The sequence below is a fragment of the Shimia isoporae genome (assembly GCF_004346865.1).
In the GTDB taxonomy this organism is placed as follows: Bacteria; Pseudomonadota; Alphaproteobacteria; order Rhodobacterales; family Rhodobacteraceae; genus Shimia; species Shimia isoporae.
In genome coordinates, this window is sequence record NZ_SMGR01000001.1 from 1,151,507 (window position 1) to 1,178,036 (window position 26,530).

Here is a 26,530-nt window from a genome sequence, read left to right on the forward strand (position 1 = left end):
CAGACGTTCCGGAGACCTGTTATGAGTTTCACCCTCGCCATCGTGGGGCGCCCAAATGTGGGCAAATCCACGCTGTTCAATCGCCTTGTCGGCAAAAAGCTTGCGCTGGTTGACGACCAACCTGGTGTGACGCGCGATCTGCGCGAAGGCGAAGCCAAGCTCGGCGATATCCGGTTTACCGCGATCGATACAGCCGGTCTGGAAGATGCGACAGATGACAGCCTGCAAGGGCGGATGCGTCGTTTGACAGAGCGAGCCGTAGACATGGCCGACATCTGCTTGTTCATGATTGATGCTCGGGCAGGGGTTACCCCGACAGACATGATCTTCGCCGAAATTCTTCGCAAACGCTCCGCACATGTGATCCTCGCCGCGAACAAAGGTGAGGGATCTGCAGCGGATGCAGGCGTGATCGAGGCCTATTCTTTGGGATTGGGTGAGCCGATTCGACTTTCGGCCGAACACGGCGAGGGTCTGAACGATCTCTACACGCATCTCATGCCGATATCAGACGAGTTCGAAAAGAAGGCAGAGGCGTTGGCGGACACGGTCGAGACCGATGTCGAGCTTGAAGAAGACGCGGAATATGATGACGAAGAGGCTCTGCCCTCTGAATTGATCACCGAATCCAAACCGTTGCAGATAGCCGTGGTTGGGCGCCCCAATGCGGGCAAGTCGACGCTGATTAACAAGATCATTGGTGAAGATCGCCTGCTGACCGGCCCCGAGGCAGGCATTACGCGAGATGCCATTTCCCTGCGCACTGAGTGGGGCGAAACGCCGATGCGGATCTTTGATACCGCCGGCATGCGCAAAAAGGCCAAGGTGCAGGACAAGGTTGAAAAACTTTCTGTCGCCGATGGTCTGCGGGCTGTGAAATTTGCCGAAGTGGTGGTTGTGTTGCTGGATGCGGCCATTCCATTTGAACAGCAGGATTTGCGTATCGCCGACCTCGCCGAGCGCGAAGGCCGCGCTGTGGTGGTTGCCGTGAACAAGTGGGATATCGAGGACGCCAAGCAGGAAAAGCTGCGCGATCTGAAAGAGTCTTTTACCCGTCTGTTGCCGCAATTGCGCGGCGCGCCACTTATCACGGTTTCGGCCAAGACAGGGCGCGGACTGGATCGTTTACATGATGCCATTCTGCGTGCCTACGATGTCTGGAACCGTCGCGTGTCCACCGCGCATCTCAATCGTTGGCTTGCCGGCATGCTTGAACAGCACCCGCCGCCCGCGCCGCAAGGCAAACGGATCAAGCTGAGATACATGACGCAGGCCAAGACCCGTCCACCCGGGTTTGTGGTGATGTGCAGCCACCCTGACAAAATGCCGGACAGCTATTCACGCTATCTGGTCAATGGACTGCGCGAAGACTTTGACATGCCTGGCACGCCGATCCGCCTCACGATGCGCGGGCAGGGGGACAAGAACCCCTACAAAGGCAAGAAAAAGTCGACGCCCAGCCGTCTGCGCAAACACATTCACGGCCGCGATTCCCGCTAAGGCGCGGGGATCGTTCAATTTTCAGGTCAGGTTGCCCGCCATTTGGCAAGCGCAGATTTCGCGTTATAGTCGTGGTTAACAAAAGGGCTTTTCGTGATCCGTCACGCGCCTGTCACGTATATTTGACATAGCCAACCGTCGGTGACGGCCAAGCTTGAAACGATTGAACTAAATGAGGTTGGCGATGGACATTCGCGAACGCCTGAAAGACTACACGGTGCAAGACGACCGCCTTGGCGCGCTCAGCTTTTTCGGAACTTTCGCCTTTTACTTCCTGACGCTGTATCTGGCGATTGCGAACCAGCAGACGTGGTGGGTTCTCGTACCGATGATGGTGTTAAACGGTCTTTCGGCGGTCCGACTTTACGTGTTGCAGCACGACACCGGCCACGCATCGTTGTTCAAGTCGCGCAAGCATAATGATTGGGCCGGAGAGGCTCTCTCGGTTGTGACATTCGCGCCCTATGCCGCGATGCGTCACAATCACAACATGCACCATTCGCATCTGGGCAATCTGGATCATCGCGATACCGGTGAAATCCATACGATGACCGTCCGGGAGTGGAACGAGGCAGGGTTTTGGGAGAGACTGCAGTACCGTGCGTACCGCAATCCGTTCATTCTGATTCCGGCAGGCAGCCTGTTTACCTATTTCATTCGGTATCGCTGGCCCAAGAACGCCCACACCATGTGGCGCTCGGTGTTGGTTCATAACGTGGCCATCCTTTGCTACATGGCGGCAATTTACGCACTGTCAGGTTGGAATGGCGTGCTGATCTGGTTCGTTGCATCCTTGTTTGGTGGCATGGTTGGCGTGTTCATGGTCTATCTGCAGCACAATTTTGAAGACACCTACTGGGATCGGAGACCGGATCTTGACCCGCGTTTGGCCGCGCTTCAGGGGTCGTCTGCACTGGATCTCGGCTGGTGGATGGATTTGGCATCCGCCAACATTGCCTATCACGACATCCACCACTTCAATGCCCGTATCCCGCACTACAATTTGCGCAAGTGCCACCAGATGATCCGCGAAGAGTTTGATCTGCCGACTATTGAATGGCCCGAGGCAATCCGATCATTCTCACTCAAGCTCTGGGATGAGGAGCAGGAACGTCTGGTGCCGTTTCCCAAAGCTGCTCCCAGCGGTGCCGTACCGGCGGAATGAGCGGTTGAAGTGAGTGCGCGGCTCTAGAATTCTTTGAGAAATCTGGAGACGCGGGACAGACCTTCCCGCAAAATGGACGGCGTGTTGGCGTATCCGATCCGCACGTAGCCTTCCATATTCAGCGCGCTGCCGGGCGTGAACATCACGCCGGTTTCCCGAAGAAGAGCGACGCAGAAATCGCGTGAGGACATCGGAAAATCGTACTTCAGCAGAGCTGTCGTTCCGGATTTGGGTTTGACCCAATCGATTTGGGGCTCGTTCTCTACCCATTTTTCCAAAATGGCGAGATTGCCACGTGTGATGGCCTGTGAGCGGCCCAACACTTTGTCGCGATTTTCCAAGGCCAGCGCTGCGAAATGGTCGTCGATCATGCCCACCGAGATCGTGTCATAGTCGCGGTGGATAGAGACGGCTTCGATCACTTCGGTCGGTGCGGCAATCCAGCCCAGACGCAGACCTGCCAGCGAATAGGCTTTCGACATGCCGGCAGTGCTGATGCCTTTCTCATAGACGTCTGCAATCGATACGGTCATGCCGTCACCGAACTGATCCGTTCCGCGATAAACCTCGTCACAGAGAATCCATGCTCCTGCTTCGCGGGCAATGTCCGCGATCTGTTCAAGCATGCCCCGATCCATGAGAGCGCCGGTTGGGTTGTTCGGATTGTTGAGTGCGATCAGTTTGGTTTCCGGCGTCACCAATGCACGAAGCGCGTCCAGATCGGGCAAGAAACCGTCTTCCTCGCGCAGTTTGAGCTGCAGAACATCTGCCCCGATACTGGAAGGGATGGAATAGTGCTGTTGATAGGTCGGTACGACCGCTACGACACGGTCGTCTCTTTCGACCAGTGCTTTGTGCACCAACATATTCGCCCCGATCGTGCCGTGAGTGACAATGACATTCTCCGGAGCTTGCGTGTCGTATAGCGCAGAGATCGCGCTGCGCAGGCGATCCGAACCTTCGATAGCGCCGTAGGTCATCTTCATCGGCAGTAGGTCGGACAAATCGGTATCGTTCTTACCCGCAAGCGACAGCAACTCACCGATGGTCAGGCTTTCTACACAGGTCTCCGCAAGGTTCCAGTCACACTTGGTTTCCCATTCATTCATCCAGATTTCGACGCCGAAGGGTTCGATGTGCATGGGAGGCTCCTGAGTCTCTGCTTTGAGTGCGGGCAGGCTAGCGTGGTGAACCGACGGAGGAAAGGGAGCGGAGCAGCCCGTTTTCGCCATGAAGCCTCGAAAGACTTCGAGAGCTTCTCGGGCCACAAAAAAAACGCGGCCTGCATTTCTGCTGCCGCGCTTTCTGTTTTGTCTGATTGGTCGGCTTAGACCAAAACGCCCTCGGCATTCAGCGTGGTTTTGCCGCCAAGATAGGGCGCAAGCACCTCTGGCAAAGTGACCGAGCCATCAGCATTCTGGCCGTTTTCCAGAACGGCGATCAGGCACCGACCTACCGCGAGGCCAGAGCCATTCAATGTGTGCACATAGGCAGGCTTGCCACCATCGGCGGGGCGGAAGCGTGCGTTCATCCTGCGAGCTTGGAATGCCCCTGTGGTTGAGACCGAGCTGATCTCACGATAGGTGTTCTGTCCCGGAATCCACGCCTCGATGTCAAAGGTGCGGCGCGCGCCGAAGCCCATATCGCCTGTGCAGAGCACGACGGTGCGATACGGGATACCCAACCGCTCCAACAGGTCCTCCGCACAGCGCAACATGCGTTTTTGCTCGTTGTCGCTTTCATCCGGATGCACGACCGAGACCATTTCGACTTTCTCGAACTGGTGCTGACGCAGCATACCGGAGGTGTCTTTGCCGGCGCTGCCGGCTTCGGAACGGAAACACAGAGTGTGCGCGGTCATGCGGATCGGCAGGGCGCTTTCCTCAAGAATGTCGCCCGCAACGCTATAGGTCAGCGGTACTTCGGACGTTGGCACCAGCCACCATCCGTTCGTTGTCTGATAGCTGTCCTCACCAAATTTTGGCAGCTTATCCGTTCCGTACATGGCCTCGTCGCGCACCAGCACCGGAGAGTTGACTTCGGTCAGCCCGTTTTCGTCCACGTGGGTGTCGATCATGAACTGGGCCAGAGCGCGGTGGACGCGTGCGACCGCCCCTTTGAGCATCACAAACCGCGCGCCGGAAATTTTGGCCGCAGTTTCAAAGTCCATGGCCGCGGCCACGCCCTTGATTTCAAAATGCTCGACAGGGTCGAAATCCATTTCCCGCGCGGTGCCCCAGCGGTTGACTTCGACATTGTCGTCTTCATCCGCTCCCTGAGGCACATCGTCGGCCGGCAGGTTGGCGATGCGGGCCAAAGCATCAGTCAGCTTGGCGTCCAGTTCTTTTGCCTCGTTCTGCATGGCCGCAACTTCGGCTTTCTTCTCGCCCACCAGGGCGCGCAGCCGTTCAAACTCGGCCTCATCGCCTTTGGCCTTTGCTGCCCCCACCTCTTTGGCGGCGGCCTTCTGGGCGGCTTGCGCAGCCTCAGCGGCCGCAATTTTGGCACGGCGTTCTTCGTCCAAGGCCAACAGGGACGACGAGACGGCCTCATCCCCACGGCGGGTCAGGGCGGCGTCGAAAGCGGCCGGGTTCTCGCGGATCGCTTTAATGTCGTGCATTGGTCTTGTCCTTCATGCAAAAAGTGAATCGGTTCACGTCCCTGCTTATGACCGATTTCTTGGGTAATCGTAACCAGAAGTCGATTTCGGAACGCTGGGCAGGCCATGAAGCGCTACAACGCGTTAGTCAAGCGGTTTGACGCCTTGCAAGTGACGCCTTTCCCCCATAGGTTCCCTGCGACTTTGCGGGAGAGACCCGCCAACAGACAAAGGACGCCACACCATGGAAGCATTCGGCCAGTTTCTGCCGCTCATCCTGATCTTCGCCATCATGTATTTCCTGCTGATCCGCCCGCAGCAGAAGAAGGTCAAAGAACATCAGGCGATGGTGGACGCGCTGCGTCGTGGTGATCAGGTTGTGACTCAGGGCGGTCTGATCGGCAAAGTGGTGAAGGTCAAAGAAGACAACGAAGTCGAAGTCGAGATCTCCGAAGGCGTCAAAGTGCGCGTTGTGAAATCGACAATCGCCCAGGTTCTGTCCAAAACCGAACCGGCGAACGGCTGAACAAAAAATAACTGACCTCACGATCTGACCGGGGGCTGCGCTTATGCTGCAAATCGACGGCTGGAAACGGGTATTGATCCTGCTCACCTGTGTGGTGGGCCTGCTTCTTGCCCTGCCAAATGCCTTTTATCCACGGGTCGAGGCCCACAACGACGCCGTCGCTGACTTGGAAGCAGGGTTTTCAGGCAATGGCCTTGAGGAGCTTGCCGCAGGGTGGCCAAGCTGGATGCCCTCCAGCCTCGTAAACCTCGGTCTTGACCTGCGCGGCGGCGCACATTTGCTGGCCGAAGTCCAAGTCGAAGACGTGTACGAAACGCGGATCAAGGCAATGTGGCCTGAAGTGCGCGATCTGCTGCGTGAAGAACGCGCGACGATCGGGACCATCCGTCTGCAGCCAAGCCCTGTAGACGAACTGCGCGTGAAAATTTCCAAGCCGGAAGCCATTCAGGAAGCGGCAACTCTGGTGCGTGGTCTTGCGCGTCCGGTGGTTTCACTGACCGGGGCAGGGGCGACGGACATACAGGTTTCGACCGATGGTGACGTGATCGTCGTGCGTCTGTCGGATGCGGAGAAACTCGCCACAGATGAGCGCACCGTTCAACAGGCGCTGGAAATCGTACGCCGACGGATCGATGAGGTCGGCACCCGCGAGCCCACGATCCAGCGTCAGGGCAGCGACCGAATTCTGATTCAGGTTCCCGGCATCGGTTCGGCTTCCGAACTCAAGGACATCATTGGTACGACTGCTCAACTAACGTTCAACCCTGTGGTGGGCCGAGGCTCCAACCCGGACGCATCTGCCGGTGCAGGAAACGAAATCCTGCCGTCTCTTGATGAAGAAGGGCTTTACTACACCATCGAGAGCGCACCGGTTGTTACCGGCGAAGATCTGGTGGATGCGCAGCCCAGCTTTGACCAAAACGGGCGTCCGGCAGTGAGTTTCCGATTCAACGCCTCAGGCGCGCGCAAGTTTGGCGACTATACGGCGGACAACATCGGTAGCCCATTCGCCATCACGCTTGACGGTGAGGTTGTGTCTGCGCCTGTTATCCAAAGCCACATCCCCGGCGGCTCGGGCATCATTACCGGGCGTTTCACCGTTGAAGAAACCACGAACCTTGCCGTTTTGCTGCGGGCGGGTGCTTTGCCCGCCGGCCTCGAGTTTCTGGAAGAGCGGACCATCGGCCCGGAACTTGGTCAGGACAGCATCGAGGCAGGCCGCATCGCTTGTATCGTGGCCTTCGTCGCAGTTCTGGTTTTCATGTTCCTGAGCTACGGCACGTTTGGTCTTTTCGCCAATATCGCGCTTGTGATCAACGTCGGCCTTATCTTTGGCCTGCTCAGTCTGATTGGCGCGACTCTAACCTTGCCGGGTATTGCTGGTATCGTTTTGACAATCGGTATGGCCGTGGACGCCAACGTGCTTGTGTTTGAACGTATCCGCGAAGAGCTCAAGACTTCCAAGGGGCCGGCAAGGGCGATCGATCTCGGCTACGAGAAGGCGTTGTCCGCCATTCTGGATGCCAACATCACCACATTCATCACTGCCGTCATCCTATTTGCCGTGGGCTCTGGACCAGTGCGGGGGTTTGCGATCACCTTGGGGCTGGGCATCATGACCTCCGTCTTCACTGCGATCTTTGTGACCCGTCTGATGATTGTCATATGGTTTGAACGCCGCCGACCCAAGAAGCTGGAGGTTTGATCCCATGCGTTTGAGACTCGTTCCAAAAGAGACCAACTGGGATTTCTTCTCCCGTCCCTTCCTCTGGCTTGGCATCTCCGGTGCGCTGATGGTTGCGGCCATGGTCAGCTTTTTTGTGGTTGGCCTGAACCTAGGCATCGACTTTACCGGTGGAACCACGATCCGGACCGAAAGCCAGCAGGAAGTCGTTGTGTCCGACTATCGTGATGCGCTGGCAACTCTTGAGTTGGGCGACGTAACCATTGTTGAGGTGAACGACCCGCTGTTTGACGCGAACCAACATGTAGCCCAGATCAAGATCCAGGCACAGGAAGGCGAAGAAGCGGTCACGGCTGACCTCATCCGTAAGGCTGAAGAAGCGCTGAAGACTGTTGCGCCTGATATTACCTTTGTGTCTGTTGAATCGGTCGGTCCGAAGGTTTCCGGCGAGTTGATCCAGACCGCAATCATTGCGGTTGCCTTGGCGATCGGCGCGGTTCTGATCTACATCTGGCTTCGGTTCGAATGGCAGTTTGCGCTAGGTGCGGTGGCTGCGCTTGTGCACGACGTTGTACTGACAATCGGCGTTTTTTCCGAACTGCAAATCAAGTTCGACCTCGCCATCATCGCAGCCCTTCTGACGATTGTCGGCTATTCGCTGAACGATACGGTGGTTGTGTTCGACCGCGTGCGGGAGAACCTGCGCAAGTACAAGAAAATGGATCTGAAGGAGGTAATGAACCTCTCGATCAACGAAACGCTGAGCCGGACAGTGATGACTTCTGTCACCACGCTTTTGGCTCTGATTTCGCTCTTCGTGCTGGGCGGGGATGTGATCCGCGGTTTTGTTTTCGCCATGATCTGGGGTGTGATCGTTGGTACGTATTCGTCGATCTTCATCGCTTCTGCCGTGCTGTTGAAGCTTGGCGTGAAACGCGATTGGTCCAAACCCGACAATACCTCGGGTAACCAGTTCGCGAATGTGGACGCCTGAGGCAGACATTCTATAAAGAGGGCGGCGTCGAAAGGGGCCGCCCTTTTTCTTTGCTCCGGAGCCTGAAAAATGCAGATCACTGAAGTGACATATTCGGACGCCGTTCCAATAGACGGCTACGGTCCGGGATTTTTCCGTATCAACGGTGAAGTCATAAAAGGCGCTGCGATTATCACTGCCACCGGCGCAAGGAGTTGGGCAGGCTACGAGGATGTGTCCGCTGTTTTGGCTTTGCAGGATGAAGTGGATTTTGTCCTGATGGGCACTGGTGAGAACATGACACCGGTGGATGCGCAGTTCCGAACTGCTCTTGAAGAAGCCGGTATCGGCGTGGAGCCCATGGCTTCTCCCTCTGCGTGTCGCACCTACAATGTGCTGGTTAGCGAAGGGCGTCGCGTCGCAGCCGTTGTGCTGCCGGTGTGACGCGTCACGCGGACTGATCCCGGAAATTTCCCAAGCATAATTGCTCAAATTCAAGATCACCGGATGCGGATAAGGCACCGACGTAATACCGACGTTTTGCAGACCCTTTGCAGATGACCGGTTTCCCCGTATTTTCAGCGCGTTACAACATGGCGCGACCAAATGCCCGAAACCGGCTTTTTGCTTTTGTCGCGCGCAGGTATGGGCTAAGCCGATTATATGACTTTGACTGTCAAAGACTTGACTGTGTCTCGCGGCGGAATTGCCGTTCTTGAAGGCGTGAATTTCACTCTGACGCCGGGACGAGCCTTGATACTGCGTGGCCCAAACGGCATCGGCAAAACCACCATGCTGCGGACTGTCGCTGGGCTTCAGCCGCCGATGACGGGGCGTGTAGATGCGCCTGAAGAAAGCATCGCCTATGCTGCGCACAGCGACGGATTGAAGGCCATGTTGTCCGTGGAGGAGAACCTTAGATTCTGGGCGTCGGTTTTTGGGCAAGTCGAGATTGATAACGCTGTACAGGCCTTTGATTTGATAGAGCTAATGCCGCGCCTCGCGGGCACTCTGTCAGCCGGACAAAAGCGGCGTTTGGGTTTGGCTCGACTACTGGTGACAGGCCGCCCGATCTGGATTCTGGATGAACCTACCGTCTCTCTGGATAAACAGTCTGTCAGCCGGTTTGCAGATGCTGTTCGAGACCACCTTTCAGGTGGAGGCAGCGCGTTGATCGCGACGCATATTGACTTGGGTTTGGAAGGTGATGTGTTGGACGTGGGTGTTTTCAAAGCCACGGGTCAATACGCGGACCCCTCCGGATTTGACGAGAGTTTCCTATGATCGCTCTTTTGGCCCGTGACTTAAGATTGGCCGTGCGCGCTGGCGGCGGGTTTGGCTTGGGTCTCGCATTTTTTCTCATAGTTGTGATACTTGTCCCGTTTTCAGTTGGCCCGGAAAGTGGACTGCTTTCCCGTATTGCTCCCGGTATTTTGTGGCTCGGCGCCTTGCTCGCGTGTCTTTTGTCTCTGGACCGAATTCTGGCTTTGGATTGGGAGGACGGAACCTTGGATCTGGTGGCGACGTCACCGCTGCCGCTTGAAGGTGTTGTTGCTATTAAGTCGCTGGCACATTGGCTTACGACCGGTTTGCCGCTGGTTGTCGCTGCGCCACTGTTTGGGTTGCTGCTCAACCTCCCTGTCGACGGGTATCTCTGGTTGGTTTTTTCCCTTTTGATCGGGACCCCTGCTTTAAGTGTCGTAGGCACTTTCGGCGCTGCACTGACCGTTGGGATCAAGCGGGGTGGCTTGTTGCTTTCCTTGCTCGTACTGCCACTCTACGTTCCAACGCTTATCTTTGGAGCGGAATTGGCGCGCCGTGGCGCCGAAGGGCAGGCTACGACGACACCGCTCCTGATGCTTGCGGGCATTACCTTTGGAGTAATCGCGCTTTTGCCCTTTGCCAGCGCGTTGGTTTTGCGGATAAATCTACGGTAGAGCGCTATTGTTTAATCCATGTCAAAGTTTCGGTGTGCGCTCTCGGCGATGTGAGATGCAACCCTTAGAAAAGCCAGCTAGGACAAAGCCATGAATTCGATCTGGGAATATGCCAATCCGGTGAAGTTCAGCAAAACTGCTGGCGTCGTTGTGCCCTGGGCCTCCGCGCTTGCAGGCATATGTCTGTTTGTTGGGCTGGTCTGGGGGTTTTTCTTCACACCGGATGATTTCAGGCAGGGGTCAACCGTTAAGATTATTTATCTGCACGTGCCCTCTGCGATGATGGCTATCAACATCTGGGTAATGATGCTCGTAGCATCGCTGGTCTGGTTGATCCGGCGTCATCACGTCTCGGTTCTCGCTGCTAAGGGCGCCGCGACTGTGGGAGTTGTGATGACTTTGATCGCCCTTTTCACAGGTGCGGTTTGGGGGCAACCGATGTGGGGCACCTGGTGGGTTTGGGATCCGCGCCTCACGTCTTTTCTGATCCTTTTCCTTTTTTATCTTGGCTATCTGGCCTTGTGGGAAGCTATTGATAACCCTGACACGGCGGCAGACCTGACGTCCGTGCTTTGTATTGTCGGATCGGTTTTCGCCCTGTTGAGTCGGTATGCTGTGAACTTCTGGAACCAGGGTCTGCATCAGGGCGCTTCCGTTATGCGTGCCGGAGCGGTCACCGGCACGGACACCGAGGAGAAAGTGTCCAATATCTTTTTCTACCCGCTGCTGTTGTGCATCTTCGGGTTTGTCCTCTTGTTTGTGGCGTTGGTTTTCTTGCGCACACGTACAGAAATCCACAAGCGCCGCACGTCGGCGCTCTTGGCTCGGGAGCGTTTGGGATAATGCCAGATCTTGGAAAATACGCAGCCGAGGTTTTGTCGGCATATGGAGTGGCGATCATTCTGGTGGTTTCGCTGGTGATTGGCAGTTTGCGGTCCGCCCGCAGGGCTCAATTGGAACTTGAAGCAGCGGAGGCACGACGCAATGACGGATAATGCGAACGGTGAAGCTCCTAAGAAGAAAGGCGTTTCCTTTTTGATGCTTCTGCCACCGATTTTGTTCGGTGGATTGGCGCTGCTTTTTTTGTTGGGTATGAACCGCGACAATCCGGATGAGCTCCCCAGCGCGCTTGTTGGACGTCAGGCGCCCGCCGTTCAGGTGTCCCAGTTTTCCGATATGCAAATGGTGACCGACGCCGACCTTCGCTCCGGCGAAATGAAACTCGTTAATTTCTGGGCGAGCTGGTGTGGTCCTTGTCGTGTGGAGCATCCTAACCTGATGGCGCTTCAGGCCGAGGGCATTGAGATCATCGGCGTGAATTACAAAGACCCCGCGACCAATGCGGTGCGATTTCTCGCCGAGTTGGGTGATCCTTATGCCAAAGGCGGTGCGGACACCACGGGGCGGATGGCGCTCAATTGGGGTGTTTATGGTGTCCCCGAGACATACTTGATCGACGGTGACGGCAACGTCGTTGAACGTATCGCGGGACCAGTCACCCAGCGCGAGATCGAAGAACGGCTGCGTCCGGCGATGGATAGCCTTCAAAAACAGTGAAGCCCCGCGGCCGCTCTTTCGGACCATAGGGCAAGGCCGGAGGTTGAAATGTTGACACAGGCGGAAGCGAAGAAGCGTTGGGAGGATATTTTCGACCCAAACGACATCGATCTGAATTTCCGTTCTATGTGGAAGACATGGCCTTCTTTGACGGTGCCGAAACCGAAAAACACGCTCGCCCTTAACGTTGGAGAAAAGTCGTCATTACCCACAATTTTTTACGTTGGTAGGCGGTCGGTTGAGACTGCCGCGCATCTCGAGGCCATGCGGACCAGCGGGTTTGCAATCTTGCATAGAGGCCATCTCGTGCACGAAGCATACGGGCGCGGGCGCAACCAGAACGATCCGGCAATCCTTTGGTCAGTTAGCAAGGCAATAACAGCCCTTCTTGTCGGGATAGCACATGGGGAAGGTGCGTTATCCGACTTGAATGCTCCAGTGACGGACTACGTGCCCGAACTACTAGGAACTGGCTATCAAGGTGTCTCTATTCAACAAGTGCTTGATATGCTGTCGGGTATTCGCTGGCGCGAGGTCTACGATGATCCAGACAGCGAAGTTGTGCGGTCCGTGGTCAGCTTCCAGATCGGATCACAGGACGATTTCGCCTGCGAAATGAAGCGACAACGCCAACCGGGCACTTTCAACCAGTATGCGAGCATTGAAACGCACGTGCTTGGATGGGTTTTGCGTCGCGCAACCGGTGAACGCATCCAGGACTTTTTGCGGACCCGCCTCTGGTCCAAACTTGGCGCAGAGGGTGATCTGCATATCCTTGCCGATCGAGTTGGTGAACCGGTTGTATTTGGTGGGATGTTCATGACCCTTCGCGATCTTGCGCGGGTTGGACAAATGGTGCTCGACGCCGGCCGGGCGCTTGATGGTTCACAAATCGTACCGGCAGGCTGGATCACGTCCATGGCTGAACCCGATCGGAAACCGCTCTTTCCAGGCGTTGGGCCACCCTATGCAGAAAGCGAATACGGGTACAAAAACCAATGGTGGATACCGATGCGCCGGGATGGCGGCGACTTCAGCGCAATCGGAATCTATGGTCAGTTCCTTTATGTAAATCCGGCCCGAGAGGTGGTGATCGCTATGAATGCGGCCTATCCGGACTACACGACTGACGGTCCTATGCGGACACTGGAAACTCTGTGCTTGTTTCAGCAGATCGCGCAAAAACTCTCGGGATAAAGGCCCGGAATTGATCTGCTCAGGCCTTTCATTTCATACAGCGCTCGGTGGGATCATACTTTTGCGAGGTTCCGGAGCACATAGTGCAAGACGCCGCCATGTTCGACGTATTCGATTTCTGGCGCAGTATCGATCCGGCATTTTAGAGTGATCGTTCGCGTTTCCCCGTTAGCATAGGTGATATCGCATGGCACTTCTTGCAGCGGTTTGACGCTGTCCAGCCCCGAGATGCTGACAGTTTCGTCGCCTTTGAGGTCAAGCGAATTGCGAGTGTCACCGTTGGTGAACTCAAACGGGATCACTCCCATGCCAACGAGGTTTGATCGGTGTATGCGTTCGAAACTTTCGGCAATAACTGCTTTAACGCCGAGAAGTGCGGTGCCTTTTGCGGCCCAATCCCGGGACGAACCTGCGCCGTATTGCGCACCGCCGAATACCACCAATGGAATGCCCTGCGCCTGATAGGCCATAGCAGCCTCATATACCGAAGTCTTCACGCCATCCGGACCTTTGGTATAGCCGCCTTCAACCCCGTCCAGCATTTCATTCTTAATGCGGATATTGGCAAAGGTGCCGCGCATCATGATCTCATGATTTCCACGGCGGGATCCGTAGGAATTGAAGTCGCGCGGTGCGACTTGTCGGTCAATAAGGTACTGACCAGCCGGCGACGATTGCGAGAACGACCCTGCTGGAGAGATGTGGTCCGTTGTTATCATGTCGCCCAACATCAGCAAAATCCTTGCACCATCAACATTTTCGATTTGTCCCGGTTCTGGTCCCATACCCTGAAAATAGGGTGGGTTCTGAATATAGGTTGATGCCGCAGGCCAGTCGTAGGTTTCCTGATCGGGCACTTTTACGCCGCGCCACTTCTCATCGCCTTTGAAAACATCCGCATATTTGCTCTGAAATGCATCGCGGGTGACGGTCTTTTCAACCAGTTCAGCGACTTCCCGAGCATCGGGCCAGATGTCTTTCAAATAGACGTCGTTACCGCTGTTGTCTTTGCCGAGTGGCTCTGCAGTCAGGTCAATGTCCATAGTCCCTGCTAGCGCATATGCAACAACAAGTGGCGGCGAGGCCAGGTAGTTTGCGCGGACATCGGGTGAGATGCGGCCTTCGAAGTTTCGATTGCCTGACAGAACCGACGTGGCAACCAGATCGCCTTCGGCAATCGCTTCACTGATCTCTTTCTGGAGTGGGCCGGAATTACCGATACAGGTGGTACAGCCATATCCAACTAGGTTGAAACCGATAGCATCAAGATCGTCCTGCAACCCGGCCGCCTCAAGATAGGCAGAGACTACCTGAGAGCCGGGCGCGAGCGAGGTTTTCACCCAAGGTTTGCGGGTAAGGCCGAGTTCATTTGCCTTTCGTGCCACCAGCCCCGCTCCGATCATCACGTAAGGATTTGAGGTGTTGGTGCAGGAGGTGATGGACGCGATCACAACCTTTCCGCTTTCCAGTGTGTAGTCTTCGCCTGAAACGGCCACTCGCTTGCCCATAGGGCGTTCGAAAGTCTCTGTCATCTCTCGTCGGAAGGCAGATTTTCCATCACTGAGTGCCACAAAGTCCTGCGGGCGCTTTGGCCCTGAAATCGCGGGAACGATCGTGCTCATATCCAGATGCAGAGTGTCTGTGTAAATCGGCGCATAGCCTGCATCACGCCAGAGACCGTTTTCTTTTGCATAGGCTTCAACAAGCGCGATCCGGTCATCGTCGCGGCCGGTATTGTGCAGGTAGCGCAGTGTTTCGTTATCAATTGGAAAGAAGCCACAAGTCGCCCCGTATTCGGGAGCCATGTTGGCGATCGTCGCCCGGTCGGCGAGAGGCAGGCGGTCCAATCCGTCGCCAAAGAATTCGACGAATTTGCCAACGACGCCTTTGGCCCTCAGCATCTCTACCACCTTGAGAACTAGGTCTGTACCCGTCGTGCCTTCAATCATTGCACCAGTCAATTCGAAGCCAACGACTTCCGGAATGAGCATGGAGATGGGTTGTCCGAGCATGGCGGCCTCGGCTTCGATGCCGCCAACTCCCCAGCCGAGAACGGCAGCGCCGTTGACCATTGTTGTGTGACTGTCGGTTCCCACCAAAGTGTCCGGATACGCAACAGTTGCCCCATCTTGGTCAACGTCTGTCCAAACAGTTTGGGCTAAGTATTCGAGGTTTACCTGGTGGCAGATGCCTGTTCCTGGTGGAACGACACGAAAGTTGTCAAAGGCCGATTGCCCCCATTTCAAGAACGTATAGCGCTCCATGTTGCGTTCGTATTCACGATCAACATTCATCTGAAAGGCCCGTGGGTTGCCGAACTCATCGATCATTACAGAGTGGTCGATCACAAGGTCCACAGGTACCTGCGGGTTGATTTTGGACGCGGAACCATTGAGACCAACAATGCCGTCTCGCATGGCGGCAAGGTCCACGACCGCTGGGACGCCGGTAAAGTCTTGCATCAGAACGCGGGCAGGGCGATAGGCAATTTCACGCGGGTTTCTCCCGCCTTGCTTGGCCCAAATTCCGAAAGCGGCAATGTCCTCCGTTGAAACGGAAAAGCCGCCGTCTTCAAAGCGCAAAAGGTTTTCCAAGACCACCCGCAACGCCGCCGGTAAACGGGAGAAGTCGCCGAGACCAGCGCTTTGCGCCGCTGCGATGGAATAGAAAGCGATGGTCTTACCGTTGATTGAAAGCTCTTTGCGGACACCGGCGGTATCCAGTCCGACATTGATTGGCATGTTGGCCTCCCTTTGGGACGAAGGTTCTGCTGAGAGCAGTGTCGCGCTTCGGGAAACGGGGTTCAAGAGGCAACGGATTTGGGAAGCAGGGGAACCTCACTCGTTTCTCGCAAAACGTTGATTGGTGTTACGAAGCCTCCCAGCCTAGAACAGGGTTGGGGAATACGTTCACGGAATGGACCAACAATGACTAGAGTGGCAGCTATTTTCGCAACCGTTTGGTGTGTGTTGTCGGGCGCGGTGTATGCGCAAACAACAAATCCGGTGGTTGTCGAACTCTATACCTCCCAAGGATGTTCAAGCTGTCCGCCGGCGGATGAGTACCTTCGTACCCAATTGGCCGGACGAGATGACGTCATCGCGCTGGCTTTGCATGTAGACTATTGGGATTACATCGGCTGGAAAGACAACTTTGCTGATCCCGCTTATACGAACAGGCAAAAGCTCTACGCGCAGGCAGCGGGGCACCGTTCCGTTTACACACCACAGATGATTGTGAATGGCGAAGATCATGTCGTCGGCACGCATCCGTCCAAGGTTGAGAAACTGATCAACGCGCACAAGGCCAAAGCTCCGACTGTCGAGCTAAGTGTTTCTCGCAAAGGCAACCGTTTGCGCATTGAGGCGGAGGCCGCAACGCGGCAGGACATGCGTGTTCATATCGTTCGCTATCTTGGCAGCGAAAAGGTTTCTATCAAGCGCGGTGAAAACGCAGGTAAAACTTTGACTTATGCCAATATTGTTGACGAGTGGACCGTTGCAAAAAGCTGGAACGGACGCTCTGCGCTGAAGTTTGAAGCCAACTCCAAAGGAGAGGGACCGGTCGTCGTTCTTGTTCAGGTTGCCAACGGTGGCCCAATTCTCGCCGCAGCGCGCGTAGAGTAAGGTTACCCTTCGTCGTCGTCCGGGATAATCAGCTCGATATCCCCCAAATCGACCAGGCTGCGCACGGTTTTGGTGATTTCGGCCATCGCAGGCTCGGCTTCTGCAAGTTTCACCGTGCCGCGTTCTTCGACACCTTCGCGCAACTGATCTGCAAGACGGTTTGAGATGTTCTCCAACAAGAAGTCTGTTGTGCTGCCCAGGTCTCCCTCGGTGGCGTATGTCATTGCGGTGATCAAATCGCCCTGATCAATGTCGCGTAGAATTGCCGGTACATCGAGTTTCTTCACTCGTTTGTGGATGTGTGCATAGGTGAAAATTGTCTTGCGCACTTTGGCGGCGAAATCAGCGTCCGTTTCATCCAAGGATTCCAGAATGTCATCACGGGTTGCAATGGTGGAGTTGTTAAGGATGGCGCCCAAACGGCTGTCGGGGCCGTCGTTGAATGCGCGTGGTGGACGGTCGTCGATCTGGCAAGCCAACGTAAGACCGATACGGTCAACCGCCTCCGGACCAATATGATCGGTCATGGACATCGCGTGCGTAATTCGGCGGGCCTTGTCGCCCGGCAATTGACTCAGCAAGGTCGCGGCTTTGTCGACATCGAGCTTTGAGATCAGAACTGCCGAAACTTCGATGCTTTCAGCAGACAGAAGATCGACCAGATCGCTGATCGGCAAACCTTTGATGCGCTGCCAAGGTTGGCCTGCGACGCGCACGCCAGCTTCTTTACGCAAGCGGGCCGCGGTCAATGGGCTGATTTTGCCTTCAAGTACGTTGAGTGCGCCGGATATGCCGTTCGGGAAGGAGAGTCCGATGGACTCGAGTTCGTGGGCGAATTCCATAAGAACCTCGCCCAAGGTGTCACGGTCGATATATCCCATCTCACCCATCAGATAGGTGAGGTCGGACTGGTTTTCCTCGGACAAGTTGGTGAGTTCGAGGTCTGCGCCTTCGTTCAAGAGAAAGCGGACAATGATTGCAGCCTTTTGCTTGCGCGACAGATTGGATCCTCCGCCGCCCATTGGGGACGGGGTGATTTGTGCCATTGGAATCGCGCTCATAGGGTTCTCCTTTGTCTTGGGTGCAATCAAACACCCAAGATTAAAGAATCCCTGAACAAGTTGTCCCGATTAGTAATTAAATGTGACGCCAGACTGCAAAGCTGCGGCCAGAGAGGTTTCCGCCCAGGTGTCAGCGCCGCCACGTTGTCGGATTTCGTGCAGTTCTGCTCGCGCCGCTGCCAGATTTCCGGCTTCAACGTGGGCTTGGCCAAGATATGAGCGGGCGAGAATATTGTTTGGGTTCTGGGTGATCGCCTGTTCGTAAAAAGTCATGCCAAGAGCAATGTCACCAAGTTTCCGATGGGTGAAGCCCCAATAGGTCAACACGCGATCCTCACTCTGGTCCGACATTGCGGAGAGGACGGATTGAGCATCATTGAAACGCTCGTTGTGTGCCAGTGCGCGGACGTTATCGTAGAGCTGATCGTCTGTCAGGCTTGCGTTTTCCGGTTTGGTGCAGCGGTTCTTCTTCTCGCTCCAGACTTTACCGTTTTTGCATTCTTTCACAGGCTTAGGGGCAGTCGGGGTCGCGTCGCCGGCCGCAAATGCGGGGGCGGCCAGTGTTAGGGCGAGTGCGCCGGACAAAAAGACTTTCAACATGATCGAACTAACTCCTGAAAGAGAGGCCCGCGACTTTCATCACGGGCCGAATAAACAAATTACGCCATGGTTGGCGTGTCGGATCAACTGGAAGATACGTTCACGCAGCGTTGTTTGGCCAGATCCCAGACGGTGCCTTCCACACAGGCGGATGCATCATGTTCCGGTCCGCAGCCCATTGCAAAAGTGAGGCCAGGCGTTGCGGCGAGCGCCGCGGCGATGATCAGTGATTTGAAAGTCATGTTCTTCTCCCTTTGGCTGCTAACAAGCTAACACAAGTGACAGTAAACGCTAAATCACAGGCGCGTTAATCGGGGAGATACAAAAAAGGCCGCAACGATTTTTGCGGCCTTTTCTTTTGTTTTCAGAGTGTTGCGTTATTCTCCAAACACCCGATTGAAAATCGTGTCGACGTGTTTGGTATGATACCCCATGTCGAATTTCTCTTTGATGCCATCTTCGCCCAGTGCTTTGACAACGTCGGCATCTGCAAGAAGCTGTTCCTGGAAATCTACGCGTTCTTCCCAAACCTTCAGCGCGTTGCGTTGTACCATAGAGTAAGCGTCTTCCCGAGAAACGCCCGCTTGTGTCAACGCCAGCAGAACCCGCTGAGACATTACGAGGCCTGGGAATTTGTTCATATTTTCCAGCATGTTCTCCGGGAAGATCAGCATTTTTTCGACCACACCGGCCAGGCGGTTCAAAGCAAAGTCGAGAGTGATGGTTGCGTCTGGGCCGATGCCGCGTTCAACAGAACTGTGTGAGATGTCACGTTCATGCCAAAGCGCAACGTTTTCCATTGCCGGAATGACTGCCATTCGAACCAGACGTGCGAGGCCAGTCAGGTTTTCGGTCAACACGGGGTTCTTTTTGTGCGGCATCGCCGACGACCCCTTTTGCCCCATGGAGAAAAACTCCGCGCCTTCCAGAACTTCGGTTCGCTGCATATGGCGAATCTCGATGGCGATGTTTTCGATGGAAGAAGCGATCACGCCGAGCGTGGCAAAGAACATTGCGTGACGGTCGCGCGGGATAACTTGTGTTGAGATCGGCTCAGGACGCAGACCGAGCTGCTCACAAACATGTTCTTCAACCGAAGGGTCTATGTTCGCGAATGTACCGACAGCTCCGGAGACCGCACCAGTTGCGATTTCCCAGCGCGCCTTCTCCAGGCGGTTCTTGTTGCGATCCATTTCGGCATAGAAACGCGCGAAGGTCAGCCCCATAGTTGTGGGTTCCGCATGGATCCCGTGTGAACGACCAACACGCAGGGTGTCTTTATGCTCGAATGCACGTTTCTTCAGGGCCGCCAGGACCTTGTCCATGCCCTCGAGAAGGATGTCCGCGGCCTTGACCATCTGAACGTTAAGGCAAGTGTCCAGAACGTCAGAGGAGGTCATTCCCTGATGTACAAAGCGCGCTTCTTCCGAACCCACGTGTTCTGCAAGGTGCGTCAGGAATGCGATGACGTCATGTTTGGTGACGGCTTCGATTTCGTCGATCCTTGCAACATCAAATTCGACATCCTTGGCTTTCCAAACTGCATCCGCGTTTTCCTGTGGGATCACTCCCAGCTTGGCCTGTGCGTCGCAGGCGTGCGCCTCGATCTCGAACCAGATGCGGAACTTGGTTTCAGGCGACCAAACGGCAACCATGTCGGGGCGGGCGTAGCGAGGGATCATATCACGGCCTTGTGTTGTGTAGCTGGGGTTGCGCGCGGTTTAGACTGTGTTGATCCGTTCAGCAAGGCAGGAGGGGCAAGGTGGGACGTATTGCCGTTGTTTTGGGGGTTACATCGCTGTGGCCGGGGCTGCTGGCTGCAAATGATATGCGGCAATTGTCAGGCTCGGAAATTGCTGATGTTTTAACCGACCGCACGCTACATTATGAGACCGCAACACAAGTTTTCTATGCCTCTGGAAGGACATTGTATAACGCAGGTTCGGACAGTTGGGGGTATTGGCAGATACAGGGCGATCAATATTGCAGCCAATGGCCGCCAAGCGGGTTGTGGGATTGCTATGACGTCTTGCTGAATGGGAAAACCGTGCGCTTTCAAGGCACTGACGGATCGTATTCAGACGGCGTGTATCATGATTAGATCATGCGACAGTCGTGATGACTTTGCTTGTGCGTTCCAAAGTTTTGTGGACCGGGCATCTGTCCGCAATCTCGACAAGCTTGTCTCGTTGGTCTGCTGAAAGAGTGCCCGAAAGGTGAATGACCCGTTTGAACGTATCGACCTTGTCGCCATTTGGTGCTTCGGCATCTTTCACGTGGAGTTTGTCGTGGCTGACATCGACCCAGACGTGGTCGAGAGGCCAGCCTTTTCGGCGGGCATACATTCGAATTGTCATCGACGTGCAGGCACCAAGGCCCGCAGACAAGAACCCGTATGGGGTCATCCCGCGGTTTGTTCCACCGTACGCTAATGGCTCGTCAGCGAGCGCGTGGTGAAGTGGACCTGCGTTTACGTCCTGTAGGAAGCCTTTTGAATCGGCCTCGGAAACCCGAACAATTCCCTCCGGAGCGCCTGGCGGCGGAGCTGGCGGTTTCAAATCAAGGTAGCGACCTGCCCAAGCAGCAATAACCTCGGCGGCGTACTCTGCATCCTCCGCGTCGGAAATCAGATGATCAGCGTCGTCGAGGGTCACAAAACTCTTGGGATGTTTCGCGGCTTGGAAGATTTCGCCAGCGTTGTCTATGCCAACAATTTCGTCTCGCGGGGCGTGCAGGACCAGCAGGGCCTTTTTCAATGCGCCTATCGCCTGAGCAAGGTTCGCCGCGTTCACGTCTTCCACAAAACTCTGCCTGATCGTGAACGGGCGACCGCCAAGGTTGACCTCGGCGGCACCTTCCTTGGCGATCGTTTCGAGCGCCCCGCCAAAGTTGTGAGTCACGTGACCGGGGTCGAACGGCGTTCCTAGTGTCGTTACCGCCTTAACCGACGCAATTTCGCCTGCAGCGCGTAGCACCGCCGCGCCGCCAAGGCTGTGTCCAATCAGCAAAGTCGGAGGCATGCCTTCAGCAGTAAGAAACTGTGCTGCCGCTAGTAAGTCGCTGACATTGGAAGAAAAGTTGGTGTTGGAAAACTCACCTTCAGAATGTCCCAGCCCCGTGAAATCAAACCGAAGTACGGCTATCCCCATGGCGCTGAGACGCCCAGATATCCGTCGCGCCGCAGGAATGTCCTTGGAGCAAGTGAAGCAATGCGCGAAAAGCGCCGTTGCAAGATGCGGACCGTCCGGCATGTCCAGCCGGGCCGCAAGTTTGCCGCCATCGTGGCCTTGAAAGGTAACGCGTTTGGTGGGCATTTGGCTCTCCTTGCTGCCATGCTCACCAATGTGCGTGACCAAACCGTTACCGTGAAGAGCGCAACGCGTCAGGTAACGTCATGGTGACTGTGCGCGAGGCTCAGGATTCCCCCATAAGCTGTGGGTCGAAAGGATAAGACGTCAAATTTTCATATCCGTCTTCGGTAATCAGGACCTGATCCTCGAGTTTGATAGAAAAATCACCTCCGACTTCTCCGACCAACGCCTCAACGCAAAGCACCATACCCGGTTCAAGTGCGTAGTCGAACGCGCCGGGAACTGCCTTATCGGCGTAAGACACCAATGGCCATTCATCACAGAGACCGACGCCATGCATCAGGCACCCGTATTTTTGCTGCATGAATTTTTCGTCGAGTTTGTGGGCGTTGGCAGTCAGTTCCGGGATCGTGACACCGGGCTTGAGCATTTCCATATTGGTCATGATGTGTTCGTGCGCATGACGCATTGCATAGACCATTGCGTCGGTCGGTTTTTCTTCACCTACCCACCAGGTACGGGAGATATCGATACAGATGCCATAGGAACCGACAAGGTCAGTATCAAACGCAACAATTTCGTTGTTCTGGACAATGCGTGGGCCACATTCCTGAAACCATGGATTGGTGCGAGGTCCGGACGCGAGGAGGCGGGTCTCGATCCACTCACCTCCGCGGCGGATATTCTCTGCGTGTAGGACAGCCCAGATGTCATCCTCCGAGGTGTTTCCGAACGGTACCTTTTCCCGTGTGAATTTTTCCATCTCGGCCACGGCGGTTTCACATGCGTGGTGGGCGCAACGCATGGCAAGAATCTCGTCCGGGCCTTTGACGGCGCGGGCCTTTTCTGTGACCTCTTCACCTTCCTTGATCTCAAAGCCCTGAGCCTCAAGCGCGCGCAGCCCATGGAGCATAATCTTGTCCACGGCCAAGCGCTTGTTGCCTCCTGCGTGTTCTTCAAGAAGGGTTCGGACTTCGTTGGAGAAGACGTCTGCTGCCACGTCAATTTTGTCGCCCCGGTCGAAATAGAACAGGTCTGCTCCTGAACGAGCTTCGCGAACCAATGGATTGAATTCACTCAAAAATGGAGAGTTCTTATAGTCCCAGATCACCATATATCCGTCTGCGCAGAGAAGCACGGCGCGAAACGGGTTGTGCGTGTTCCACAGTTGCATATTGGTGCTGTCCGTGGCGTAGCGGATATTCAGCGGATCAAACATCAGAAGGCCGGCATAGCCACGATCAACGATGTGTTTGGTCAGGCGCTTCCAACGGTGTTTTCTCATGGCCTGGAGATCGGGTTGCTGAAGTCCAGCTGCAGCCCATTCTTTTATCGCGAGACGCGTCGGGCCGATTTCGATACGGTTGCCATCGTTGGGTGTGTTGTCCCCAAGCAGGGCACCACGTGAGGGATCGATTTTTCGAGTGTCGCTAAAGTGTTGGTTCATAACTGCCTCCCTTTAAGCAGATTGACCCGTGGATTCGGCACGTGACGCGCCTGTTTGCGACGCGCATAAGTTCGTTTTCGGATGCAGACAGCGTGTTTGACGGCTACCAAAGGCGCATGACAGAGATACTTCAGAAAACCATCCCATACGATGCATTGGCCGATGTGTCGTTGCCGGGTATCGGTCCGATGGATAAGAACGATTGGGTATTGGTTGACGACGCCTTTGCCGCTCAAATGTCTGAAAGGGAACGGCTTTTGGCGGAACGTCGTGAGGAAGTGGTTGCCGTGACCGCGGGTGCGGAGGAGGCTTGTGCCGAGTTGCTGGACGCAGTCTTGAGCGCATTGGAGTCGCGCGCGGATTATCAAGTTGGACCATCTGTGAAGCGCCCTGATGGGCGGAGGGTTGTGGTCGACGAAAATGACCCCCTTGGGACCCTTTGCAAACTTGTCCAGCAAGATTTCTGCGTACTTGAAAAACGTGGCGATGAGCACGTGATGACGGCTGCTGTCTTGTGTTTTCCGGCGAGTTGGACACTTGAAGAGAAGATAGGTAAGCCACTGATAGATATTCATATTCCTGTGTCGGAGTATGATGCGAACATTGCCCGTAGGGTGCAGCGGCTGTTCGATGGAATACGGGTGGGAAAGCCTCTTTGGCGCAAGAACGCGCATTGGTATCTGGAGCCGGATCTTTTCCATCCCCGGAGGGAAAACGCGCCGCGAAAACAGGAAGTTGAGGGCAACTATCTGCGGAGCGAGCGACAGAGTCTGGTGCGTTTACCCAAATCGCAGGCCGTCATTTTTGGCATCCATACGTTCGTTTTGCGACGTGAGGATTTACCTGCCTGAAGCGGTCCGTTCGTGCTGTCTGCAAAGCGTCGGTATGACGTCGGCATTGCGTCGGTGACGTAACGGGAGGCGCAGCAGTATTGATTGACGTTAAGGTTAGCTCTGATTTGATGTCCCGAAAAGGAGAGTGTTGTGGGACATATCGGAAAGAACGTGACACTGGATGATCCTGCCTTTGTGCATGACAGCGCGCTGCTCTACGGCAACGTCCACATAGGCAAAGGGGCGTCAGTCTGGCCTCACGTTGTGACGCGGGCCGAGGTGTTTGAAATTCGAATTGGTGCGCGTACCAACATTCAGGACTTTGTAATGATCCATGTCGGTATGGCCACACCGACGATTGTCGGGGAAGACTGTTCGATCACGCATCGTGTGACTTTGCATGGATGTGAAATCGGTGACCGGTGCCTAATCGGCATTGGCGCGACAATTATGGACGGCGCGAAGATCGGCGCGAATTCGATTGTTGCCGGGCACGCCATTGTATCTGAGGGCTCGGTTTTCCCGGAAAACTCGGTGATTGCAGGTGTGCCGGCGAAGGTTGTGGCAACGCGTGATAACGGAATGGCCAATCTGGCAAATGCCAAATTCTACGAGATGAACGCCCGCAACTTTGCAGAAGGGCGAGACGTGTTTTCAAATGAACAGTTGATGGCGTTGGGGCAGCTGTTCCAAGGCTGAACGGCCGCCCCGTGCAATTTTTTACTTTGGCAATTCGAAGAAGATGCCTGCATCGGGCCCAAGTGGGAGACCAGCGAAGGCCCACAGCATGAAGAGGATGGTCCATGCGATCATGAAGCTGATCGAGAAGGGCAGCATCAACGAAACCAAGGAGCCGATGCCGAAACCAGGACGGTATTTGGCGCCGACAGTGATGACAAATGCGAAGTAGGTCATCAACGGCGTGATGATGTTGGTGGTGCTGTCCCCGATGCGATAAAGCATCTGCGTCGCAGCAGGGGTAATGCCGACGGTCATCATCACGGGCACAAAGATCGGTGCGAGGATAGCCCATTTGGCTGAAGCAGATCCCATAAACAGGTTGATGAACCCAGACAGGATCACAAAGCAGAGGATCAGCGCAATGCGGCCTCCGGTGCTGTCGGCGGGCAGGGCTTCCAGAAGCTCGGCGCCTTGCATCGCGATGACAACGCCGATGTTGGACGCATTAAAGTAAGCCACGAACTGCGCCATGAAGAAGACCATCACGATGAAACCAGCCATGGACAGGGCCGCTTTTTCCATCGTGCGGACAAAGTCCGCGCCGGTTTTGAAGGCGCCAACTGCCCGGCCGTAAACAAACCCCGGGATCAGGAAGAAGAAGAACAGGATGGACACCAGAATATGCGTTTGGAAGAGAGGCGCATGGGTGATGTTGACAGAGCCGTAGCGGGCTTCCAGAGCGGCGATGGTGTCCGGTGCGAGTGATGCTGTCGAGAACACGCCCTGAAGTGGCAGGCTGCCTTGCGTCGGCAGGGCAGTCCAGACGATCACGCCAATGTAAAGCAGGGCGGAGAGGCCAGCCAGCCGCAGAGCGCGGGTCTCTGCCGCAGACGCGCCTTGCGGCATTTCCGGCAATTCTGCGTCTTCGTCCGGTGTGTAGCTGCCAAGGTGAGGCTCGACGATTTTGTTCACCACGATCGTGCCAATGACCACCACCAAAGCTGTGGAGACGACGAGGAAATAGTAGTTCATCGTCGCAATGTTCATGGTCTCGGCAAAGTCGGTGCCGAGAATGCTGTCACCGACCGCCGCGGCAGGTTGCGTAAAGCCGCCAAGCAGAGGGTCAAGTGAGGTGATGACCAGGTTCGCGGAGAAGCCGCCGGAAACGCCGGCAAATGCCGCCGCGAGGCCGGCCAGCGGGTGGCGACCCAACCCCCAAAAGACCAGAGCTCCCAAGGGGATAAGAACAAAGTAGCCTGCATCGGCCGCGATGTTGGCCATAACCCCTGCAAACACCACAGTTGGTGTCACCAATGCTGCGGGTACGGACACCACCAATTTGCGAATGGTTGCCCCAATCAAGCCGGAATGCTCTGCCACGCCAATCGCGATCATGATGACGACAACCATGCCAAAGGGAGCAAAGTTCACGAAGTTGGGTGTCAGTGTGGAGAAGAGATACTGCCAGCCAGAGGGGTAGGACGCGATCACCTGACCGTTGCGCGGGTTTTGCAGGTCGATCGGTTCGTTGCCGATCAGGTTGTTGACCGCATAGGTTCCAGTTGCGGTTTCCACCGAAACGCCGAGGGCTGCAAGAATGGCAGTCAGCGCGAGGATACCGAGACACAGCCAAATAAAGAGAATTGTGGGATGGGGCAGGCGGTTGCCGAGGCCTTCGACCATTGCAAGAAAGCGCTGCATCGCGCTGGATTTGCTGGTCGTATCTGTGTCAGTCATTTAACTGTCCTTTGTGGCACGCGCGTCGTTTCTGGCGAGTGCGTCGTAATAAAATACCGCCAACCCGACATGCCAAATGCAGAAACGTCGACGGTC

Annotated in this window: 26 protein-coding genes; 16 read left to right on the plus strand and 10 right to left on the minus strand. The window is 55.5% G+C overall.

Annotation, left to right across the window (positions count from 1 at the left end; all coding sequences use genetic code 11):
* Positions 1 to 21 precede the first annotated feature (21 nt).
* Together der and BXY66_RS05630 are read left to right on the plus strand one after the other, a co-directional pair.
* Positions 22 to 1,500, plus strand: coding sequence for a ribosome biogenesis GTPase Der (gene der / locus BXY66_RS05625; protein ID WP_132859174.1), 1,479 nt, complete (start codon positions 22 to 24; stop codon positions 1,498 to 1,500).
* A 184-nt stretch (positions 1,501 to 1,684) separates the two neighbouring features.
* Entirely contained in the window at positions 1,685 to 2,665 is a 981-nt protein-coding gene (locus tag BXY66_RS05630; protein WP_132859175.1) for a fatty acid desaturase, read from the plus strand.
* Between the two features lie 23 nt (positions 2,666 to 2,688).
* Here the strand turns inward: BXY66_RS05630 and BXY66_RS05635 are convergent, their stop codons facing one another.
* Together BXY66_RS05635 and serS are read right to left on the minus strand one after the other, a co-directional pair.
* Positions 2,689 to 3,807 carry an aminotransferase gene (locus tag BXY66_RS05635; RefSeq protein ID WP_132859176.1) on the minus strand — a complete coding sequence of 373 codons (1,119 nt, stop codon included), beginning with the start codon at positions 3,805 to 3,807 and terminating at the stop codon, positions 2,689 to 2,691.
* A 185-nt stretch (positions 3,808 to 3,992) separates the two neighbouring features.
* Entirely contained in the window at positions 3,993 to 5,285 is a 1,293-nt protein-coding gene (gene serS, locus BXY66_RS05640; RefSeq protein WP_132859177.1) for a serine--tRNA ligase, read from the minus strand.
* 223 nt (positions 5,286 to 5,508) lie between these two features.
* On the opposite strand from serS, the gene yajC reads away from it, so the two are divergent.
* The 10 genes from yajC to BXY66_RS05690 all read left to right on the plus strand — a co-directional run bounded on the left by yajC (position 5,509) and on the right by BXY66_RS05690 (position 13,138).
* Positions 5,509 to 5,790: a preprotein translocase subunit YajC gene (gene yajC, locus BXY66_RS05645; protein ID WP_132859178.1), complete on the plus strand. Its 282-nt coding sequence runs from the start codon at positions 5,509 to 5,511 to the stop codon at positions 5,788 to 5,790.
* Between the two features lie 43 nt (positions 5,791 to 5,833).
* Positions 5,834 to 7,495: a protein translocase subunit SecD gene (gene secD, locus BXY66_RS05650; protein ID WP_132859179.1), complete on the plus strand. Its 1,662-nt coding sequence runs from the start codon at positions 5,834 to 5,836 to the stop codon at positions 7,493 to 7,495.
* Positions 7,496 to 7,499: 4 nt separating this feature from the next.
* Positions 7,500 to 8,468, plus strand: a complete 969-nt coding sequence (gene secF / locus BXY66_RS05655) for a protein translocase subunit SecF (RefSeq protein WP_132859180.1) — start codon at positions 7,500 to 7,502, stop codon at positions 8,466 to 8,468.
* A 69-nt stretch (positions 8,469 to 8,537) separates the two neighbouring features.
* Positions 8,538 to 8,891, plus strand: coding sequence for an Mth938-like domain-containing protein (locus tag BXY66_RS05660; protein ID WP_132859181.1), 354 nt, complete (start codon positions 8,538 to 8,540; stop codon positions 8,889 to 8,891).
* Positions 8,892 to 9,110: 219 nt separating this feature from the next.
* Positions 9,111 to 9,731: a heme ABC exporter ATP-binding protein CcmA gene (gene ccmA / locus BXY66_RS05665; protein WP_132859182.1), complete on the plus strand. Its 621-nt coding sequence runs from the start codon at positions 9,111 to 9,113 to the stop codon at positions 9,729 to 9,731.
* On the plus strand, positions 9,728 to 10,384 hold the full coding sequence (gene ccmB / locus BXY66_RS05670) for a heme exporter protein CcmB (protein WP_132859183.1): 657 nt from the start codon (positions 9,728 to 9,730) through the stop codon (positions 10,382 to 10,384). The genes ccmA and ccmB overlap by 4 nt, the downstream gene beginning before the upstream one ends.
* 90 nt (positions 10,385 to 10,474) lie before the next feature.
* Positions 10,475 to 11,227: a heme ABC transporter permease gene (locus tag BXY66_RS05675; protein WP_132859184.1), complete on the plus strand. Its 753-nt coding sequence runs from the start codon at positions 10,475 to 10,477 to the stop codon at positions 11,225 to 11,227.
* Positions 11,227 to 11,379 carry a heme exporter protein CcmD gene (ccmD, locus tag BXY66_RS05680; protein WP_132859185.1) on the plus strand — a complete coding sequence of 51 codons (153 nt, stop codon included), beginning with the start codon at positions 11,227 to 11,229 and terminating at the stop codon, positions 11,377 to 11,379. Before BXY66_RS05675 ends, ccmD begins: the two co-directional genes overlap by 1 nt.
* Positions 11,380 to 11,422: 43 nt before the next feature.
* Positions 11,423 to 11,941, plus strand: a complete 519-nt coding sequence (locus tag BXY66_RS05685; RefSeq protein ID WP_132860357.1) for a DsbE family thiol:disulfide interchange protein — start codon at positions 11,423 to 11,425, stop codon at positions 11,939 to 11,941.
* Positions 11,942 to 11,989: 48 nt separating this feature from the next.
* The gene (locus tag BXY66_RS05690; protein ID WP_132859186.1) at positions 11,990 to 13,138 is read left to right on the plus strand and encodes a serine hydrolase domain-containing protein; all 1,149 of its coding nucleotides are present in this window, start codon (positions 11,990 to 11,992) and stop codon (positions 13,136 to 13,138) included.
* A gap of 53 nt (positions 13,139 to 13,191) precedes the next feature.
* Here BXY66_RS05690 and acnA read toward each other — a convergent pair whose 3' ends face one another.
* Positions 13,192 to 15,879: an aconitate hydratase AcnA gene (gene acnA, locus BXY66_RS05695; protein ID WP_132859187.1), complete on the minus strand. Its 2,688-nt coding sequence runs from the start codon at positions 15,877 to 15,879 to the stop codon at positions 13,192 to 13,194.
* A 186-nt stretch (positions 15,880 to 16,065) separates the two neighbouring features.
* Here acnA and BXY66_RS05700 point away from each other — a divergent pair, with 186 nt between their 5' ends.
* Positions 16,066 to 16,764, plus strand: coding sequence for a DUF1223 domain-containing protein (locus BXY66_RS05700; RefSeq protein WP_132859188.1), 699 nt, complete (start codon positions 16,066 to 16,068; stop codon positions 16,762 to 16,764).
* A 2-nt stretch (positions 16,765 to 16,766) separates the two neighbouring features.
* On the opposite strand, the gene BXY66_RS05705 is transcribed toward BXY66_RS05700, so the two are convergent.
* From BXY66_RS05705 to purB, 4 genes are all read right to left on the minus strand, one after another.
* Complete coding sequence (locus tag BXY66_RS05705) at positions 16,767 to 17,825, minus strand: flagellar motor switch protein FliG (protein ID WP_132859189.1); 1,059 nt, start codon at positions 17,823 to 17,825, stop codon at positions 16,767 to 16,769.
* A gap of 69 nt (positions 17,826 to 17,894) precedes the next feature.
* Complete coding sequence (locus tag BXY66_RS05710; protein WP_132859190.1) at positions 17,895 to 18,425, minus strand: tetratricopeptide repeat protein; 531 nt, start codon at positions 18,423 to 18,425, stop codon at positions 17,895 to 17,897.
* 83 nt (positions 18,426 to 18,508) lie between these two features.
* The gene (locus BXY66_RS05715) at positions 18,509 to 18,667 is read right to left on the minus strand and encodes an adenylosuccinate lyase (RefSeq protein ID WP_132859191.1); all 159 of its coding nucleotides are present in this window, start codon (positions 18,665 to 18,667) and stop codon (positions 18,509 to 18,511) included.
* Positions 18,668 to 18,802: 135 nt separating this feature from the next.
* A complete protein-coding gene (gene purB / locus BXY66_RS05720; protein WP_132859192.1) occupies positions 18,803 to 20,107 on the minus strand; it encodes an adenylosuccinate lyase in 1,305 nt (434 codons plus the stop codon).
* A gap of 80 nt (positions 20,108 to 20,187) precedes the next feature.
* Between purB and BXY66_RS05725 the strand changes: the two genes are divergently transcribed.
* Positions 20,188 to 20,526: a hypothetical protein gene (locus BXY66_RS05725; RefSeq protein ID WP_132859193.1), complete on the plus strand. Its 339-nt coding sequence runs from the start codon at positions 20,188 to 20,190 to the stop codon at positions 20,524 to 20,526.
* Position 20,527: 1 nt separating this feature from the next.
* On the opposite strand, the gene BXY66_RS05730 is transcribed toward BXY66_RS05725, so the two are convergent.
* Positions 20,528 to 21,739 (minus strand): bifunctional alpha/beta hydrolase/OsmC family protein, encoded by a 1,212-nt coding sequence (locus BXY66_RS05730; protein ID WP_132859194.1) that lies wholly within the window; start codon positions 21,737 to 21,739, stop codon positions 20,528 to 20,530.
* A gap of 100 nt (positions 21,740 to 21,839) precedes the next feature.
* Positions 21,840 to 23,183 carry a dimethylsulfonioproprionate lyase DddP gene (dddP, locus tag BXY66_RS05735; protein WP_132859195.1) on the minus strand — a complete coding sequence of 448 codons (1,344 nt, stop codon included), beginning with the start codon at positions 23,181 to 23,183 and terminating at the stop codon, positions 21,840 to 21,842.
* A gap of 41 nt (positions 23,184 to 23,224) precedes the next feature.
* Between dddP and BXY66_RS05740 the strand changes: the two genes are divergently transcribed.
* Positions 23,225 to 24,034, plus strand: a complete 810-nt coding sequence (locus BXY66_RS05740) for a heme-dependent oxidative N-demethylase family protein (protein ID WP_341785787.1) — start codon at positions 23,225 to 23,227, stop codon at positions 24,032 to 24,034.
* A 132-nt stretch (positions 24,035 to 24,166) separates the two neighbouring features.
* Positions 24,167 to 24,715, plus strand: a complete 549-nt coding sequence (locus BXY66_RS05745) for a gamma carbonic anhydrase family protein (RefSeq protein ID WP_132859196.1) — start codon at positions 24,167 to 24,169, stop codon at positions 24,713 to 24,715.
* A 21-nt stretch (positions 24,716 to 24,736) separates the two neighbouring features.
* Here BXY66_RS05745 and BXY66_RS05750 read toward each other — a convergent pair whose 3' ends face one another.
* Positions 24,737 to 26,434, minus strand: a complete 1,698-nt coding sequence (locus BXY66_RS05750; protein ID WP_132859197.1) for an AbgT family transporter — start codon at positions 26,432 to 26,434, stop codon at positions 24,737 to 24,739.
* Positions 26,435 to 26,530: the final 96 nt, after the last annotated feature.

Coding starts and splice junctions, on each gene's coding strand:
- der (WP_132859174.1), top strand. CDS start 22: ATGAGTTTCACCCTCGCCATCGTGGGGCGCCCAAATGTGGGCAAATCC.
- BXY66_RS05630 (WP_132859175.1), top strand. CDS start 1,685: ATGGACATTCGCGAACGCCTGAAAGACTACACGGTGCAAGACGACCGC.
- BXY66_RS05635 (WP_132859176.1), bottom strand. CDS start 3,807: ATGCACATCGAACCCTTCGGCGTCGAAATCTGGATGAATGAATGGGAA.
- serS (WP_132859177.1), bottom strand. CDS start 5,285: ATGCACGACATTAAAGCGATCCGCGAGAACCCGGCCGCTTTCGACGCC.
- yajC (WP_132859178.1), top strand. CDS start 5,509: ATGGAAGCATTCGGCCAGTTTCTGCCGCTCATCCTGATCTTCGCCATC.
- secD (WP_132859179.1), top strand. CDS start 5,834: ATGCTGCAAATCGACGGCTGGAAACGGGTATTGATCCTGCTCACCTGT.
- secF (WP_132859180.1), top strand. CDS start 7,500: ATGCGTTTGAGACTCGTTCCAAAAGAGACCAACTGGGATTTCTTCTCC.
- BXY66_RS05660 (WP_132859181.1), top strand. CDS start 8,538: ATGCAGATCACTGAAGTGACATATTCGGACGCCGTTCCAATAGACGGC.
- ccmA (WP_132859182.1), top strand. CDS start 9,111: ATGACTTTGACTGTCAAAGACTTGACTGTGTCTCGCGGCGGAATTGCC.
- ccmB (WP_132859183.1), top strand. CDS start 9,728: ATGATCGCTCTTTTGGCCCGTGACTTAAGATTGGCCGTGCGCGCTGGC.
- BXY66_RS05675 (WP_132859184.1), top strand. CDS start 10,475: ATGAATTCGATCTGGGAATATGCCAATCCGGTGAAGTTCAGCAAAACT.
- ccmD (WP_132859185.1), top strand. CDS start 11,227: ATGCCAGATCTTGGAAAATACGCAGCCGAGGTTTTGTCGGCATATGGA.
- BXY66_RS05685 (WP_132860357.1), top strand. CDS start 11,423: ATGCTTCTGCCACCGATTTTGTTCGGTGGATTGGCGCTGCTTTTTTTG.
- BXY66_RS05690 (WP_132859186.1), top strand. CDS start 11,990: ATGTTGACACAGGCGGAAGCGAAGAAGCGTTGGGAGGATATTTTCGAC.
- acnA (WP_132859187.1), bottom strand. CDS start 15,879: ATGCCAATCAATGTCGGACTGGATACCGCCGGTGTCCGCAAAGAGCTT.
- BXY66_RS05700 (WP_132859188.1), top strand. CDS start 16,066: ATGACTAGAGTGGCAGCTATTTTCGCAACCGTTTGGTGTGTGTTGTCG.
- BXY66_RS05705 (WP_132859189.1), bottom strand. CDS start 17,825: ATGAGCGCGATTCCAATGGCACAAATCACCCCGTCCCCAATGGGCGGC.
- BXY66_RS05710 (WP_132859190.1), bottom strand. CDS start 18,425: ATGTTGAAAGTCTTTTTGTCCGGCGCACTCGCCCTAACACTGGCCGCC.
- BXY66_RS05715 (WP_132859191.1), bottom strand. CDS start 18,667: ATGACTTTCAAATCACTGATCATCGCCGCGGCGCTCGCCGCAACGCCT.
- purB (WP_132859192.1), bottom strand. CDS start 20,107: ATGATCCCTCGCTACGCCCGCCCCGACATGGTTGCCGTTTGGTCGCCT.
- BXY66_RS05730 (WP_132859194.1), bottom strand. CDS start 21,739: ATGCCCACCAAACGCGTTACCTTTCAAGGCCACGATGGCGGCAAACTT.
- dddP (WP_132859195.1), bottom strand. CDS start 23,183: ATGAACCAACACTTTAGCGACACTCGAAAAATCGATCCCTCACGTGGT.
- BXY66_RS05750 (WP_132859197.1), bottom strand. CDS start 26,434: ATGACTGACACAGATACGACCAGCAAATCCAGCGCGATGCAGCGCTTT.